This is a genomic window from Streptomyces sp. NPDC093510 (genome assembly GCF_040683555.1).
In the GTDB taxonomy this organism is placed as follows: domain Bacteria; phylum Actinomycetota; class Actinomycetes; order Streptomycetales; family Streptomycetaceae; genus Streptomyces.
On record NZ_JBFBEE010000015.1, the window covers coordinates 113,730 to 128,975 of the forward strand.

Annotated in this window: 14 protein-coding genes and 2 tRNA genes; 11 read left to right on the plus strand and 5 right to left on the minus strand. The window is 69.2% G+C overall.

What is annotated here, in order from left to right:
* The first annotated feature begins 37 nt into the window (after positions 1 to 37).
* The 7 genes from gnd to AB0N81_RS24705 all read left to right on the plus strand — a co-directional run bounded on the left by gnd (position 38) and on the right by AB0N81_RS24705 (position 8,611).
* Entirely contained in the window at positions 38 to 922 is an 885-nt protein-coding gene (gene gnd, locus AB0N81_RS24675; protein ID WP_223775665.1) for a phosphogluconate dehydrogenase (NAD(+)-dependent, decarboxylating), read from the plus strand.
* A gap of 81 nt (positions 923 to 1,003) precedes the next feature.
* Positions 1,004 to 2,125 (plus strand): DNA replication/repair protein RecF, encoded by a 1,122-nt coding sequence (recF, locus tag AB0N81_RS24680; protein ID WP_365361821.1) that lies wholly within the window; start codon positions 1,004 to 1,006, stop codon positions 2,123 to 2,125.
* Positions 2,122 to 2,685, plus strand: a complete 564-nt coding sequence (locus AB0N81_RS24685) for a DciA family protein (protein WP_365361823.1) — start codon at positions 2,122 to 2,124, stop codon at positions 2,683 to 2,685. The genes recF and AB0N81_RS24685 overlap by 4 nt, the downstream gene beginning before the upstream one ends.
* 265 nt (positions 2,686 to 2,950) lie before the next feature.
* Positions 2,951 to 5,020, plus strand: a complete 2,070-nt coding sequence (gene gyrB, locus AB0N81_RS24690; RefSeq protein WP_365361825.1) for a DNA topoisomerase (ATP-hydrolyzing) subunit B — start codon at positions 2,951 to 2,953, stop codon at positions 5,018 to 5,020.
* A gap of 43 nt (positions 5,021 to 5,063) precedes the next feature.
* A complete protein-coding gene (gyrA, locus tag AB0N81_RS24695; protein WP_365361827.1) occupies positions 5,064 to 7,667 on the plus strand; it encodes a DNA gyrase subunit A in 2,604 nt (867 codons plus the stop codon).
* An 18-nt stretch (positions 7,668 to 7,685) separates the two neighbouring features.
* On the plus strand, positions 7,686 to 8,426 hold the full coding sequence (locus tag AB0N81_RS24700; RefSeq protein ID WP_365361829.1) for a DUF3566 domain-containing protein: 741 nt from the start codon (positions 7,686 to 7,688) through the stop codon (positions 8,424 to 8,426).
* A 108-nt stretch (positions 8,427 to 8,534) separates the two neighbouring features.
* Positions 8,535 to 8,611: transfer RNA gene (locus tag AB0N81_RS24705), tRNA-Ile, on the plus strand.
* Between the two features lie 270 nt (positions 8,612 to 8,881).
* Here the strand turns inward: AB0N81_RS24705 and AB0N81_RS24710 are convergent.
* Positions 8,882 to 9,211, minus strand: a complete 330-nt coding sequence (locus AB0N81_RS24710) for a DUF6344 domain-containing protein (protein ID WP_365361831.1) — start codon at positions 9,209 to 9,211, stop codon at positions 8,882 to 8,884.
* A gap of 312 nt (positions 9,212 to 9,523) precedes the next feature.
* Between AB0N81_RS24710 and AB0N81_RS24715 the strand changes: the two genes are divergently transcribed.
* Positions 9,524 to 9,652, plus strand: a complete 129-nt coding sequence (locus AB0N81_RS24715; RefSeq protein WP_003999697.1) for a DLW-39 family protein — start codon at positions 9,524 to 9,526, stop codon at positions 9,650 to 9,652.
* A gap of 364 nt (positions 9,653 to 10,016) precedes the next feature.
* A complete protein-coding gene (locus tag AB0N81_RS24720; RefSeq protein ID WP_365361833.1) occupies positions 10,017 to 11,357 on the plus strand; it encodes a hypothetical protein in 1,341 nt (446 codons plus the stop codon).
* An 86-nt stretch (positions 11,358 to 11,443) separates the two neighbouring features.
* Here AB0N81_RS24720 and AB0N81_RS24725 read toward each other — a convergent pair whose 3' ends face one another.
* Both AB0N81_RS24725 and AB0N81_RS24730 read right to left on the minus strand, forming a co-directional pair.
* Positions 11,444 to 12,970 (minus strand): serine/threonine-protein kinase, encoded by a 1,527-nt coding sequence (locus AB0N81_RS24725; protein WP_365361835.1) that lies wholly within the window; start codon positions 12,968 to 12,970, stop codon positions 11,444 to 11,446.
* Positions 12,971 to 13,021: 51 nt separating this feature from the next.
* A complete protein-coding gene (locus tag AB0N81_RS24730) occupies positions 13,022 to 13,570 on the minus strand; it encodes a hypothetical protein (RefSeq protein WP_055563954.1) in 549 nt (182 codons plus the stop codon).
* 182 nt (positions 13,571 to 13,752) lie between these two features.
* Here AB0N81_RS24730 and AB0N81_RS24735 point away from each other — a divergent pair.
* Positions 13,753 to 13,825 (plus strand) — tRNA-Ala (locus AB0N81_RS24735).
* Positions 13,826 to 13,892: 67 nt separating this feature from the next.
* Here the strand turns inward: AB0N81_RS24735 and AB0N81_RS24740 are convergent.
* The gene (locus AB0N81_RS24740; RefSeq protein WP_365361837.1) at positions 13,893 to 14,423 is read right to left on the minus strand and encodes an MFS transporter; all 531 of its coding nucleotides are present in this window, start codon (positions 14,421 to 14,423) and stop codon (positions 13,893 to 13,895) included.
* A 12-nt stretch (positions 14,424 to 14,435) separates the two neighbouring features.
* Between AB0N81_RS24740 and AB0N81_RS24745 the strand changes: the two genes are divergently transcribed.
* Complete coding sequence (locus AB0N81_RS24745) at positions 14,436 to 14,765, plus strand: TetR family transcriptional regulator C-terminal domain-containing protein (RefSeq protein ID WP_365361839.1); 330 nt, start codon at positions 14,436 to 14,438, stop codon at positions 14,763 to 14,765.
* On the opposite strand, the gene AB0N81_RS24750 is transcribed toward AB0N81_RS24745, so the two are convergent.
* Complete coding sequence (locus AB0N81_RS24750) at positions 14,743 to 15,246, minus strand: flavin reductase family protein (RefSeq protein WP_365361841.1); 504 nt, start codon at positions 15,244 to 15,246, stop codon at positions 14,743 to 14,745. The genes AB0N81_RS24745 and AB0N81_RS24750 overlap by 23 nt on opposite strands.

Sequence of the window (15,246 nt, forward strand, 5' to 3'; positions counted from 1 at the left end):
GTGCCGTAACGCCACCTCGCTAGTGAAGGAACCTCTGATGGAGCTCGGTCTCGTCGGCCTCGGCAAGATGGGCGGCAACATGCGCGAGCGCATCCGCCGCGCAGGTCACACCGTCATCGGATACGACCGCAACCCGGACCTCGCGGATGTCCCCAGCCTCGAAGAGCTTGTGGGCAAACTCAAGGGCCCGCGCGTGGTGTGGGTGATGGTCCCGGCAGGGGCCGCGACCCAGTCCACCATCGACGAACTCTCCGAGCTGCTGCAGCCCGGCGACGTGGTCGTGGACGGCGGAAACTCCCGCTGGACGGACGACGAGAAGCACGCCGAGGAGCTGAAGGCCAAGGGCATCGGCTTCGTCGACTGCGGTGTCTCCGGCGGCGTCTGGGGCCTCAAGAACGGCTACGCGCTGATGTACGGCGGCGACAAGGACGACGTCGCCAAGGTGCAGCCCATCTTCGACGCCCTGAAGCCGGAGGGCGACTTCGGCTCCGTGCACGCCGGCAAGGTCGGCGCGGGCCACTTCGCGAAGATGGTCCACAACGGCATCGAGTACGCCATGATGCAGGCGTACGCCGAGGGCTGGGAGCTCCTGGAGAAGGTCGACTCGGTCACGGACGTCCGTGAGGTCTTCCGCTCCTGGCAGGAGGGCACGGTCATCCGTTCCTGGCTGCTCGACCTCGCGGTCAACGCCCTGGACGACGACGAGCACCTGGAGAAGCTGCGCGGCTTCGCGCAGGACTCCGGAGAGGGCCGGTGGACGGTCGAGGCCGCCATCGACAACGCCGTGCCGCTGCCCGCCATCACGGCCTCGCTCTTCGCCCGGTTCGCCTCGCGCCAGGACGACTCCCCGCAGATGAAGATGATCGCCGCGCTGCGCAACCAGTTCGGCGGCCACGCGGTGGAGTCCAAGAGCGAGCACTGATCCACAGCCTGTGCGCAACCACAGCCGTTGTGCACAGGCCTCTCAGCAAGTGAAGTAGGCCGGGGGAGGTCGGCGCACACCATGCACGTCACGCATCTCTCGCTGGCCGACTTCCGCTCGTACGCCCGGGTCGAGGTTCCGCTCGATCCGGGCGTCACCGCGTTCGTGGGCCCGAACGGGCAGGGCAAGACGAACCTCGTCGAGGCCGTCGGCTATCTCGCCACGCTGGGCAGCCACCGCGTCTCCTCGGACGCGCCACTTGTCCGTATGGGCGCGGAGCGGGCCGTCATCCGGGCCGCCGTCACCCAGGGCGAGCGATCCCAGCTCGTCGAGCTCGAACTCAATCCCGGCCGCGCCAACCGCGCCCGTATCAACAGGTCGTCGCAGGTCAGACCGCGCGACGTGCTGGGAATCGTCCGTACGGTGCTGTTCGCGCCCGAGGACCTCGCGCTGATCAAGGGCGACCCCGGTGAGCGGCGTCGCTTCCTCGACGAGCTGATCACCGCCCGCTCCCCGCGCATGGCCGGTGTCCGGTCCGACTACGACCGGGTGCTGAAGCAGCGCAACACCCTCCTGAAGTCGGCCGCGCTCGCCAGGCGCCACGGCGGACGTTCCATGGACCTGTCCACACTCGACGTCTGGGACCAGCACCTCGCGCGCGCGGGAGCCGAGCTGCTCGCCCAGCGGCTCGACCTGATCTCCGCGCTGCAGCCGCTGGCCGACAAGGCGTACGAGCAGCTGGCACCCGGCGGCGGACCGGTCACCCTGGAGTACAAGCCCTCGGCGCCCGGCGACGGGCACACGCGCGAGGCGCTCCACGAGCAGCTGATCGCCGCCCTGGAAGAGGCCCGCAAGCAGGAGATCGAGCGAGGCGTCACCCTCGTCGGCCCGCACCGCGACGACCTGCTGCTCAAGCTGGGCCAGCTCCCCGCGAAGGGGTACGCGAGCCACGGCGAGTCCTGGTCGTACGCCCTGTCGCTGCGCCTGGCCTCGTACGACCTGCTCAGGGCCGAGGGCAACGAACCGGTGCTCGTCCTCGACGACGTCTTCGCGGAGCTGGACGCGCGCCGCAGGGAGCGGCTCGCGGAGCTCGTGGCCCCCGGCGAGCAGGTGCTGGTCACCGCGGCCGTGGACGACGACGTGCCGGGCGTGCTCGCAGGGACGCGGTTCTCGGTGTCGGACGGCGCGGTGGACCGCGTATGAGCTCCGAAGAGCCTGCCGAAGGCGCCGCCAAGGACACCGCAGCGGGGGCCCCGAAGACGCCCGAGCCGTCCGGTGTCGACCTCGCCAGGGTCGCCCTGCGGGCCGCGAAGGAACAGGCACGCGCGCGTGGGGACGCCGCGCAGCAGAAGAAGCAGGCCCGGCGCGGCGGACTGCGGTCCGGGGCGCGCGCCGACGGGCGCGACCCGCTGCCGCTCGGATCCGCGATCAACCGCCTGATCACCGAGCGTGGCTGGGAGACGCCGGCCGCGGTGGGCGGCGTGATGGGCCGCTGGCCGCAGATCGTCGGCGACGACCTGGCCAACCACTGCGTACCCCAGCGGTACGACGAGGACGAGCGCGTCCTGACCGTGCAGTGCGACTCGACGGCGTGGGCCACCCAGCTGCGCCTCATGGCCCCGCAGCTGGTCGCGCGCCTCAACGAGGACCTGGGCCACGGCACCGTGCGCCTCATCAAGGTGCTCGGCCCCGGCGGCCCCCCGCGCCGCTTCGGGCCCTTGCGCGCACCGGGCAGCACGGGCCCCGGCGACACCTACGGCTGAGCCCGTCGGTGGCGGTAGCTGGGGGTTGACGGCTCAAAGCGCTGAGTGCCGCTGTGAGCCCTCTGGAGCCCCGTTCCGCATATGGGGAGTCGGCCGAGTCCCGTTCAGGACGGCACATGAGGACTCAGGTACCGGCAAACCCCCATCACTGTCAGCGCTACCGGTAGACTGGAGGCTAATCCCGCCCCACTTGTGGGACGCACCGAGCAACGCTGACTATCGCTGAACGACGCAGCCGCTCCGGCCATTGCCGGGTGCTTGGCTTGTGCTGTGCCAGAAAGGGCGCTTCGTGGCCGATTCCGGCAACCCCAACGAGAACATCCCGTCCACCGCCGTCGGCGAGAACGGCGAGGTCAACACCTCGTACGACGCCAGCGCGATTACCGTCCTCGAGGGTCTGGACGCGGTCCGCAAGCGGCCCGGCATGTACATCGGCTCGACCGGTGAGCGGGGCCTGCACCACCTGGTGCAGGAGGTCGTCGACAACTCCGTCGACGAGGCCCTGGCCGGGCACGCGGACGCGATCGACGTCACGATCCTCGCCGACGGCGGCGTCCGCGTCATCGACAACGGCCGTGGCATTCCGGTGGGCATCCACCCTGTCGAAAAGAAGCCGGCCGTCGAGGTCGTGCTCACCGTGCTGCACGCGGGCGGCAAGTTCGGCGGCGGCGGTTACGCCGTCTCCGGTGGTCTGCACGGTGTCGGCGTCTCCGTGGTGAACGCGCTCTCCACCAAGCTGTCCGTCGAGATCAGGACCGACGGATACCGCTGGACGCAGGACTACAAGAGCGGTGCCCCGACCGCCCCGCTCGAGCGCCACGAAGCCACTCAGGAGACCGGCACCTCGGTCACCTTCTGGGCCGACGGCGACATCTTCGAGACCACCGAGTACTCCTTCGAGACGCTGGCACGGCGCTTCCAGGAGATGGCGTTCCTCAACAAGGGTTTGACCATCAAACTCACTGATGAGCGCGAGTCGGCGAAGGCGACCGCGGGCGCGGACTCGGCCGAGGCGTCCGACGCCGAGGCCGCCGAGGCCCGCACGGTCACGTACCACTACGAAGGCGGCATCGTCGACTTCGTGAAGTACCTCAACTCCCGCAAGGGCGAGGTCGTCCACCCGACCGTCATCGACGTCGAGGCCGAGGACAAGGAGCGCCTCCTCTCGGTCGAGATCGCGATGCAGTGGAACTCGCAGTACACCGAAGGTGTGTACTCCTTCGCGAACACGATCCACACGCACGAGGGCGGCACGCACGAAGAGGGCTTCAGGGCCGCGCTGACGGGCCTGGTCAACCGCTACGCGCGCGAGAAGAAGCTGCTCCGCGAGAAGGACGACAACCTCACGGGTGAGGACATCCGCGAGGGTCTGACCGCGATCATCTCGGTGAAGCTGGGTGAGCCCCAGTTCGAGGGCCAGACCAAGACCAAGCTGGGCAACACCGAAGCGAAGACCTTCGTACAGAAGGTCGTGCACGAGCACATGACGGACTGGTTCGACCGGCACCCGAACGAGGCCGCGGACATCATCCGCAAGGGCATCCAGGCCGCCACGGCCCGTGTCGCCGCCCGCAAGGCGCGTGACCTGACCCGCCGCAAGGGCCTCCTGGAGACGGCGTCCCTGCCGGGCAAGCTCTCCGACTGCCAGTCGAACGACCCGACGAAGTGCGAGATCTTCATCGTCGAGGGTGACTCCGCCGGTGGCTCGGCGAAGTCCGGCCGCGACCCGATGTACCAGGCGATCCTGCCCATCCGAGGCAAGATCCTGAACGTCGAGAAGGCGCGCATCGACAAGATCCTGCACAACCAGGAAGTCCAGGCCCTCATCTCGGCCTTCGGCACCGGTGTGCACGAGGACTTCGACATCGAGAAGCTCCGCTATCACAAGATCATCCTGATGGCGGACGCCGACGTCGACGGTCAGCACATCAACACGCTGCTCCTGACGTTCTTGTTCCGCTTCATGCGGCCGCTGGTCGAGCACGGACACATCTACCTATCGCGCCCGCCGCTGTACAAGATCAAGTGGTCGCGCGACGACTTCCAGTACGCGTACTCGGACCGCGAGCGCGACGCCCTGGTGGAGATCGGCCGCCAGGCCGGCAAGCGCATCAGGGACGACTCGGTCCAGCGCTTCAAGGGTCTCGGTGAGATGAACGCCGAGGAGCTGCGCATCACGACGATGGACCAGGAACACCGCGTGCTCGGCCAGGTCACCCTGGACGACGCGGCACAGGCCGACGACCTCTTCTCGGTGCTGATGGGAGAGGACGTCGAGGCACGGCGCTCGTTCATTCAGCGCAATGCCAAGGACGTCCGCTTCCTCGACATCTGAGTCGGCCCGTACAAGCCGCACCTCGAAAGGACTTTGACCAGCAATGGCCGACGAGAACACCCCTGTGATGCCCGAAGAGGAACCCGCCGTTCCCGGTGTGGGCATGCGTGTCGAGCCCGTCGGGCTCGAGACGGAGATGCAGCGCTCCTACCTCGACTACGCGATGTCCGTCATCGTGTCCCGCGCACTGCCGGACGTACGGGACGGCCTGAAGCCCGTCCACCGTCGCGTCCTGTACGCGATGTACGACGGCGGCTACCGCCCCGAGAAGGGCTTCTACAAGTGCGCCCGCGTCGTCGGCGACGTCATGGGCACGTACCACCCGCACGGCGACTCCTCGATCTACGACGCCCTGGTGCGCCTCGCCCAGCCGTGGTCGATGCGGATGCCGCTGGTGGACTCCAACGGCAACTTCGGCTCCCCGGGCAACGACCCGGCGGCCGCCATGCGGTACACCGAGTGCAAGATGGCGCCGCTGGCCATGGAGATGGTCCGTGACATCGACGAGGACACCGTCGACTTCACGGACAACTACGACGGCCGCAACCAGGAGCCGACGGTCCTGCCGGCGCGCTTCCCGAACCTGCTGATCAACGGTTCGGCGGGCATCGCGGTCGGCATGGCCACCAACATCCCGCCGCACAACCTCCGCGAGGTCGCGGCGGGCGCGCAGTGGGCCCTGGAGCACCCCGACGCCTCGCACGAGGAGCTGCTCGACGCCCTCATCGAGCGCATCAAGGGCCCCGACTTCCCGACCGGCGCCCTTGTGGTGGGCCGGAAGGGCATCGAGGAGGCGTACCGCACGGGCCGTGGCTCCATCACGATGCGCGCGGTCGTCGCGGTCGAGGAGATCCAGAACCGCCAGTGCCTGGTGGTCACCGAGCTCCCCTACCAGACCAACCCGGACAACCTCGCGCAGAAGATCGCCGACCTGGTCAAGGACGGCAAGGTCGGCGGCATCGCCGACGTGCGCGACGAGTCCTCCTCGCGCACCGGCCAGCGCCTCGTCATCGTCCTGAAGCGTGACGCGGTCGCCAAGGTCGTGCTGAACAACCTCTACAAGCACACCGACCTGCAGTCGAACTTCAGCGCCAACATGCTGGCCCTGGTCGACGGCGTGCCGCGCACCCTCTCGCTGGACGCGTTCATCCGGCACTGGGTCACGCACCAGGTCGAGGTCATCGTCCGGCGCACGAAGTTCCGGCTGCGCAAGGCCGAGGAGCGGGCGCACATCCTGCGCGGCCTCCTCAAGGCCCTGGACGCCATCGACGAGGTCATCGCGCTCATCCGCGGCAGCCAGACCGTCGACATCGCGCGCGAGGGCCTGATGGGCCTCCTCTCGATCGACGAGATCCAGGCCAACGCCATCCTCGAGATGCAGCTGCGCCGCCTCGCCGCGCTGGAGCGCCAGAAGATCGTCGCCGAGCACGACGAGCTCCAGGCGAAGATCAACCAGTACAACGCGATCCTGGCCTCGCCGGAGAAGCAGCGTCAGATCATCAGCGAGGAGCTCGCGGCGATCGTCGACAAGTTCGGCGAGGACCGTCGCTCGGCCCTGGTGCCCTTCGACGGCGACATGTCCATGGAGGACCTGATCGCCGAAGAGGACATTGTCGTCACCATCACCCGTGGTGGTTACATCAAGCGCACCAAGACGGAGGACTACCGCTCGCAGAAGCGCGGCGGCAAGGGCGTGCGCGGCACGAAGCTGAAGCAGGACGACATCGTCGACCACTTCTTCGTGTCGACGACACACCACTGGCTGCTGTTCTTCACGAACAAGGGCCGCGTCTACCGCGCGAAGGCGTACGAGCTCCCGGACGCCGGTCGTGAGGCCCGCGGCCAGCACGTCGCGAACCTCCTCGCCTTCCAGCCGGACGAGCAGATCGCCGAGATCCTCGCGATCCGCGACTACGAAGCGGTGCCCTACCTGGTGCTCGCCACCAAGGGCGGCCTGGTCAAGAAGACCCCCCTCAAGGACTACGACTCACCTCGCTCCGGTGGCGTCATCGCCATCAACCTCCGCGAGACGGAGGACGGTTCGGACGACGAGCTGATCGGTGCCGAACTGGTCTCCTCCGAAGACGACCTTCTGCTCATCAGCAAGAAGGCCCAGTCGATCCGGTTCACCGCAACGGACGACGCGCTGCGCCCGATGGGCCGCGCCACGTCGGGCGTCAAGGGGATGAGTTTCCGTGACGGCGACGAACTGCTCTCGATGAATGTCGTTCGTCCAGGTACGTTCGTGTTCACCGCCACCGACGGTGGGTACGCGAAGCGGACCAACGTCGACGAGTACCGCGTCCAGGGTCGCGGTGGCCTCGGCATCAAGGCCGCCAAGATCGTGGAGGACCGCGGCTCGCTCGTCGGCGCCCTGGTGGTCGAGGAGACCGACGAGATCCTCGCCATCACGCTGTCCGGCGGTGTGATTCGTACGCGAGTCAACGAGATCAGGGAGACGGGCCGTGACACCATGGGCGTCCAACTGATCAACCTGGGCAAGCGCGATGCCGTGGTCGGTATCGCTCGTAACGCCGAGGCCGGTCGCGAGGCCGAGGAAGTCGACGGAGACATCGTCGTCGACGAATCGGACATTGACGAGCCGGCCGCCGGTACGGACGAGGGCACGGACTCCTCGGCCGAGTAGCGCGAGGAGTGAATCATCGTGAGTGGAGCCACGGGCGCCGGGGCGAATCGGACCGGCACTACCGGCACGGACGGTGCCCGTGGCTCCGCCACTGATGCACACGACTCCGACGAGTCTCATGGATCCCAGGGGGGGACTGTGACGGACACCCGAGGTCCAGGGACTACCGGTCAGACTTCTGACCAGTACGACGCCTCGTACGCGGCAGGCAAGGGCAAGGCCAAGGGCAAGCAGACGGGCGGGGCGGGCGGTGCGGGCGGGGCGCTGCCCGGAGAGCGCCAGCCCCAGCAGCAGTCGTCCCAGCCGTACCACCCGCCGCAGGCATACCAGCAGGGCGCTCAGGCGGGCGCCGCGCGCCGGCCACGCACCGGGGCGCGCACGATGCCGCGCACGCGCAAGGCGCGGCTGCGCGTGGCCAAGGCCGACCCGTGGTCGGTGATGAAGGTCAGCTTCCTGCTCTCCATCGCTCTCGGCATCTGCACGATCGTGGCGGCGGCCGTCCTGTGGATGGTCATGGACGCGATGGGCGTCTTCTCCACGGTCGGCGGCACGATCTCCGAGGCGACGGGCTCGAACGAGTCCAACGGCTTCGACCTGCAGTCCTTCCTGTCGCTGCCGCGCGTCCTGATGTTCACGTCGATCATCGCGGTCATCGACGTCATCCTGGCGACCGCGCTGGCGACGCTGGGCGCCTTCATCTACAACCTCTCCGCGGGCTTCGTGGGCGGCGTCGAGCTGACCCTGGCCGAGGACGAGTAGTCCTCTCGTAGCCGTGCCTCCCCCGCGCGTGGGTATCGATTTTGGGACTGGCGCCCAGGTGCGCTAATCTTCAGAGGTCAGCGCGCGGGACATACACCGCAGCGCGGCGGGGCTATAGCTCAGTTGGTTAGAGCGCATCCCTGATAAGGATGAGGCCACAGGTTCAAATCCTGTTAGCCCCACCAGTACAGAACCCCCAGCCGGTCACGGTTGGGGGTTCTGGCGTTTCTGGGCACTTTCGTAGGGGTCTCCGGGCCGGTGGGCAGGGCAGGGTCTGTGTCAGCAGGCTGACAGCAGCCGTCGTACGTGGTGGGGCCCTGGTCGCGGCCGGGGCGGCCTGGGGTTGGGGGCACCGGTGGCTGTGGGGCTGACGCGCACGAGAAGACCCCCGGCCTGGGGTGGCCGGGGGTCTTCTGAGGAGTGTGAGGGCGGGCGCCCTGGGTGAGGGGCCGGGGTTACGGCTCCGAAGCGAGGCCCGGCTCGTGCGTGGTGGGCTCAGCCTCGGCTTCCGTGTCCGTGGGGGGCAGGTGTCGGCAGCTGGGGGACGAGCCGTGGGCCTCGGCGCGGATGCGCTGCTTCATCGTCGGGGGCAAGGACCGTTCGTACGCGGCCGACCAGAGGGCCGCCATCGGCGCGGACGCGCACACCGTGGCGTTGCGTGCGTTCGTGGTCTCCTGTACCGCCGTGGCGGCGGTCGCCGTCGTGGTGAGCCCCAGCGCGGCGAAGAGCGCGAGGAACGCGGTGACGATCGTGGTCCAGAGCTTCATGGCTTTGTTGCCGGTCATTGCCCCTCAATTCGGGTTGGGCGATTTGCGTACTTTCCTCATGATGTGTATGTGGGGCCCCGAGAGGTGGACCGACGCCCGCGTGGCGTCGATGTTCAGATGAACACCACCCGGATGGACCCAAGGGCGTCGAGAAAGGGGCAAAGCGGCGAAAGTCACAGTGGACGGGATCTGCGCGGAGTTTCCGGGTCCGTTTCGACTGCTGTGTGCGGGGCGGGAGTTGGCGCCGATCCAGGTCACCGATCGATATCGCTCGGTGTGTATAGTCGGGCGCCAGAAGTCCCCTACGTCAAGGAAAGACGAGGTCGCGCGGTGAAGAAGCTTCTCCTGGTCGCACTGGCCGCCATCGGCGGGCTCCTCGTGTACCGCCAGATCCAGGCGGATCGCGCCGAGCAGGATCTGTGGACGGAGGCGACTGACTCCGTGCCCACGGGTTCGTGAGTATCGACGACAGTCACTTCACAGGCCCCGGTCGCTTTTGCGGCCGGGGCTTTGTGCTGTCCGGACACGTCTTTCTTTCGCATTTGTAAATGGACTGATTGCGTACGCGAATGTGAGTGCCGTGCATGCGGGGGTGGCGCGGTTGCGTCGGTGGTGGACTCGTGGTGGTGTCCGCGTGGCATCGGGCGGGCAGGACGGTCGGGATGGCTGGGACGGCTGGGTTCGCGGCGAGGGGTGACGCTTGATGGGGCGGCGGCTGAGGCGGCTGAGGTGGCTGAAGCGGCTGAGCGGGTGCCGGGGGACGGCAGGGCGAGGCCGTGGCAAGACTGCTCCGGTTGCGGTGATGGTCGCCGGGCTATGTGCGGTGGCAGTACTTTCCGGAGAGGCAGGGGCCGCGGGAGCGCCTGCCCCGTACGCCTTTGCCGAGGGCGCCGAGACGGTCGACGGCGCGCCGAGCAACGTCGAGGGGCACCGGCTCAGTGCCGGTAAGACGTACAAAAGCTCCCTCCCGCGCGTGGGACAGCGGTTCTACCGCCTGGAGCTCCGGGCCGAGGAGAGCGCGTACGTCTCGGGCACCGCCGTTCCGAAGCCCGAAAGCAAGGTCTCCTACGCGGACGGCCTCGAGGTGTCCGTACAGGACGCCGACGGCAACAACTGCAGCCCCCTGGAGGCGGAAAAGGCACGGTTCGGCTCTTCGGAGAGCCCCCGCCCGATCACGGCCACGGCGGCGCGCAGGGTCGGACCCGACGAGAAGAGTTGTACGGGGGCCGGTACGTATTACGTGGTCGTGGAGCGAACCAGGGCCTCCAGTCCCGCTCTGGAGGACTGGGACCTGGAACTTCACGTCGCGTCAGAACCCGCGCTGCGGGCGGAAAGCCCGACGGTGCCGCCGGAGTCCTGGAACTCCGCGGCTCCCGTACTGCCGTCGGGGGAGCGGAAGCAGCGCGAGGGCGGCTCGAGCTTCAACAAGGCGCGGGGACTGGAGAACGGGGTGTGGGGGGCCGACATCGTGCCCGGAGAGACCCTCTTCTACCGCGTGCCGGTCGACTGGGGGCAGCAGCTTTCGGTCGCCGCCGAGCTCGGGAGTTCGGGCGGTGGTGTCGGTGGTGCTGGTGGTTCGGGTGGTGCGGGGCGCGGGACGGCTCGGGGCACGGGGTACGTCTCGTCCGCCTTGGTGATGTCGCTGGCCAACCCCGTGCGCGCCCAGGTCGACGACGTCGATTCGGCGTACGACGGCAAGCAGAAGTCGACACTTCTGGAGCCGCTGCCGCCGGTCGCGTACGAGAACCGTTTTGCCCTCACCGACGAGATCGCCGCGATGAGGTTCGCCGGTTGGTACTACCTGTCGGTCCACCTCAGTCGGGACGTCGCGGAGAAGTTCGGGGACGCCCAGCTGGAACTGACGTTGCGGGTGGACGTCGATGGATCGCCGCGCCAGGGCCCTTCGTACGCGGGAACACCCGAGCCCGCCGAGAACTTCGGCGTCACGGAACGGGACACGGAGGCCGCGAAGCGTGGGGATACGGCCGCGGGCGGGGGCGGCGCGAGTTCCGGTGGGGACGACGACGAGCTGATGGTGGTGGTTGCCGCCGGGGGCATCGGGTCCGGGGTGGTGCTGCTGGGGATCCTCGGCTTGTGGACGCTGATCGCGCGGCGCAGGGCGGGGGACGCGGCCGCGCAGTTCGGTCCGCCGCGGGGGTGGTGAGGCGGGCGGCCGCACTTCCCCTGAGCCGTCACGACCCACAGACCCGCAGACCCGCAGACCCACAGACCCGCAGACCCGCAGAACTGTCAGAGCTGCAGGAGCGCCCAGACGCCGACCGTGAAGCAGGCCAGCGCCATGAGCAGCATCGGGACCGCCACCTTCGCGGGCGGCCCGGGACGCTTCAGTGGGGCGGGGGAAGCCGCAGTCTGGGGCTGGAGAACTGGAGCGTGGGTGCGGGACACCGAGGACGTCACGGCCTGTGCGGGGTCGTGGGGCGCGGGGGCGGCTGCGGGTGCGGGTGCGACGTGGTGAGTGTGCGGCTGTAGGGAGGGCACGTACGTGGGTTCGGGCGCAGCTGTCCGTAGAGGCATCGGAGTGGGGGGAGTGGGGGGAGTGGACGGCTGGGGTGGCTGAGGAGGCTGGGACGGCGGGAGGGGTTGGACGGGAGGCGGCACGTGATAGGTGCCGCTGCCCGCGGGTGACGCGACGTACGGCGTCGGCGCCGGGGACTGACCTGGGGCGGGGGGCGGACCCGTCGGCGGCGCGGGGGCCGGAGGCGGTGCCGGGGGCAGCCGGGGCGCGGAATGCGGAGTAGGCGTCGAGCCCGGAGTAGGCGTCGAGCCCGGAGCAGGAGTCGGGCTCGGAGCAGGAGTGGGCGTCGAGGCCGTGCCCGGTGTCGTGGGTCCACGAGCGGGGCGCGCATGGCGAGGTGCGGGGCCAGGACGCGACGTAGAGAGAGGCCCTTCGGGACCGAAACCGATGGGCAGAGGCGGTAATTGATCGAAGATCTCGATGAGCTCGTCGTCCGGGCCGGGCTCGGGCAGCATCTCCGCGGCGGAAGCGAGTGCCTTGCGCGCACCCGTGGCGGTACGGAACCGCGTCTGGGGATCTGGCTGGAGAAGAGTGGCGATGACCTGCCAGAGGGGCTCGGGGATGCCTTTGGGGGCCGGTGGCGTGCCGTGCTCGGCGAAGTACTCGATCAGAGCCTTGGCGTCCGGCTTGGCGCCTTCCAGGAGGTACAGGGCCACCAGGCCGACGGCGAAGAGGTCGGCGGTGAAGTCCGGCTCGGCGCCCAGCATTTGCTCAGGGGCGAAGTAACCGGGCGTCCCGACGACGTAGTCCGTCTCGGTCAGCCGGGGCTCGCCCTTACGCATCGAGATGCCGAAGTCGGACAGGCGCAGATGCGGGCGACCGGCACCGGTGGCTTCCAGCAGGATGTTGGCGGGCTTGATGTCACGGTGGACGACGCCTTCGGCGTGGACGGCCGCGAGGCCGGAGAGGAGCTGGTCCAGGAGGGCGCAGACGAAGCGGGCCGGCAGCGGACCGTAGTCACCGATCACGTGCGCCAGCGAGCCGCCGCCGATCAGGTCCATGGTGAAAAGGACCTTGTCGTCGTCGGCGGCCCAGCTGGCGGGCGCGAGCACATGGGGGTGGTCGATCCGCAGGGCCTGCTCCCGTACGAACCTCAACAGGGAGTGCGCGTCGCTCTGTTGAAGGACCTTGGCCGCCACGTACCGGTGGCGCCGGTGGTCCCAGGCGCGCCAGACCGCTCCGACTCCCCCGTGTCCGATCGGGTCGACCAGTTCGTACCGGCCGGCGAAGACCTCACCCATGGTCGCGCTCCGCTCCCCTTCCGGGCCGCGCGCGGCGGCCCGGTCGACGGCTCAGCTCTGGTGCGCCTCGTAGTGGGCGACCGCGTCCGCGGTGCGCCCGGCGCCGTACACCCGGAGGAACTCTGCCAGTTCCGGGTGGGTCGGGGCGAGGGAGTCGGCGGCATCGATGATGTCGCCGGCTGCCGCGACGGAGCGCAGCAGTGACTGGATCTCGCGCACCACGCGCTTCACCGTGGGCGCGCCCGAACTGGTCGCCGTCTGCGAGGTGTTGGTGAGGACGGAGCCGCCCTGGGACTTCTTGATCTCGTCCATGCGGTCGGTGGCCTCCGCGGCGCTGACGCTGCCGTCCGCGACCTGGCCCGCCAGCTCCTGGAGGAGCTGGACGCGCTGGACGACGGCGGGGTTGCCGATCTTGGCGCGCTGGCCGCTCATCAGCTGGGACAGCATGGGCGCGGACAGGCCGAGGACTCCGGCGAGGCGGGCCTGGTTCAGTCCGAGATCATCGATGAGGCGACGGAAGAGCGCCCCCAGCGGCTCTCCGTACCAGTTCCGCTGGAGCTCTCGTGCTCTCGCGGTGGTGTCCTGCTGTGCGGCGTCCATTGCGTCTCCCCATCGCTTCCCCTAAGACCGCGGTTCGCTGCCGCGAACCACGTCGAGCATCTTACGGAGCGTGGTCGTGGACCGGGACCCCCAATCCTTTTGCGGAATCCGGGGGGTGACCCGGTACTCTGGTCTGCGATGCACGCCGGGACGTGGTTCTTCCGGTTCGACGTATCGCAAGCGGGGCCTTAGCTCAGTTGGTAGAGCGCTGTCTTTGCATGGCAGATGTCAGGGGTTCGACTCCCCTAGGCTCCACATCAGGAAAGCCCCTCCGGCCGCGGAAACGCTGGTCAGAGGGGCTTTTCCGTATGCCTGGGGGCCTTCAGGGGGCGGCTGGGGCCGTTCCGTCCTCGGGGCTGCTCCGTCCTCGGCGGGGCTGCTCCGTCCTCGGTGGGGCGGGCAGGGTGAAGGCGAGTGCGGCGACGGCCGCGCACACGGCCGCGATGGCCAGGAACACCGTGCGGTAGGCACCCGCGGTGGAGGTGCCGGAGGCCGTGGCGGCGGGGGTGAGCAGGGCGGCCAGGCCGATGGCGCCGCCGATCTGACGGGTGGCGTTCATGAGACCCGAGGCCGCGCCCGCGTCCTGTTCGGCGATGCCGGAGGTGACGGTGGTGGTGATCGGCGTGATCAGCAGCCCCATTCCGGCCGACATCACGACCGCGGGACCCAGCAGCCCCTCCCAGTAGGTGCTGTCGGCGTCGATCAGGCTCTGCCACACGAACCCCGCGGCGGACAGCGACGCGGCCGAAACGATCAGGGCGCGGGCACCGGTACGGCGCATGACGGCCGGGGCCAGGCGGGCGCCGGCGACGCCGACCAGGGTGTGAGGCAGGAAGGCGATGCCGGTGGCCAAGGCTCCGTAACGGTGTGGACCTCCTACGCGGTCCTCGCGATGACCGACCCGGACCTGGCCGCACAGCCCTTCGTCGCCGGGCCCGACCGCCTGGAGCGGCAGCTGACCGAAGTGCTGGAGCAGGCCCGGCGGGACGGCATCCTGGACCCGCTGCGGAACGCGGCCTCCGAAGCCGCCCATCTGCTGTCCCTCAGCCACGGCCTGGGCACCAGTGTCCTGGTCGGCCAGCGTGGTGCGGACGCCGCTACGGACATCCTGCGCGCACACCTCGGCCGGCTGTTCGCCCACCCGGCGCCGAGCCCGGGAGCCACGGTGGGCGTCAGCCGGGGTGCCCGGCGGTGATGTCGCTCGCGTCGTGCAGGGTGAGCGGGTGCGGGGGCTGTTCGTCGTCGGCGGGCGCGGTGTGAGCGGCGACGGGGTCGAGCAGGAAAGCGACGTGGTCGCCCCCGTCGAACCGGTCGTGGATGTCTCCGACGAACCAGGCGAGCGCGTCGGAGAGGATGACCGTGCCTTCCGGCCCCTCGTGCCAGGGCAGGTCGGCGAACTTGTCGGTCCGGTCGCTGCAGAGGGCCCCGAAGCGCTCGGCGAGGTCGTGCCGGTGCCGCGGCAGCAGGTGGACCGCGAGGTGCTGTGCCGTCCGGGCGACGCGGTACGTGTGGTTGGCCTTGGAGAGCCATACGGCGAACCGGGCGGGCTGGAGGGAGCACTGGCTCGCGAAGCCGACCAGGCAGCCCGCGCGCTGTCCGTCCGCCGCCGCGGTGACCACGTACACGGAAGGGTCCGTGAGCGCGGTGAAGGCCCCGATGTCCTCGTCCGTACCCAT

Excerpts from the sequence above, each read along its gene's own strand:
- gnd (WP_223775665.1), top strand. The coding sequence starts at position 38 with ATGGAGCTCGGTCTCGTCGGCCTCGGCAAGATGGGCGGCAACATGCGC.
- recF (WP_365361821.1), top strand. The coding sequence starts at position 1,004 with ATGCACGTCACGCATCTCTCGCTGGCCGACTTCCGCTCGTACGCCCGG.
- AB0N81_RS24685 (WP_365361823.1), top strand. The coding sequence starts at position 2,122 with ATGAGCTCCGAAGAGCCTGCCGAAGGCGCCGCCAAGGACACCGCAGCG.
- gyrA (WP_365361827.1), top strand. The coding sequence starts at position 5,064 with ATGGCCGACGAGAACACCCCTGTGATGCCCGAAGAGGAACCCGCCGTT.
- AB0N81_RS24710 (WP_365361831.1), bottom strand. The coding sequence starts at position 9,211 with ATGACCGGCAACAAAGCCATGAAGCTCTGGACCACGATCGTCACCGCG.
- AB0N81_RS24725 (WP_365361835.1), bottom strand. The coding sequence starts at position 12,970 with ATGGGTGAGGTCTTCGCCGGCCGGTACGAACTGGTCGACCCGATCGGA.
- AB0N81_RS24730 (WP_055563954.1), bottom strand. The coding sequence starts at position 13,570 with ATGGACGCCGCACAGCAGGACACCACCGCGAGAGCACGAGAGCTCCAG.
- AB0N81_RS24750 (WP_365361841.1), bottom strand. The coding sequence starts at position 15,246 with ATGGGTACGGACGAGGACATCGGGGCCTTCACCGCGCTCACGGACCCT.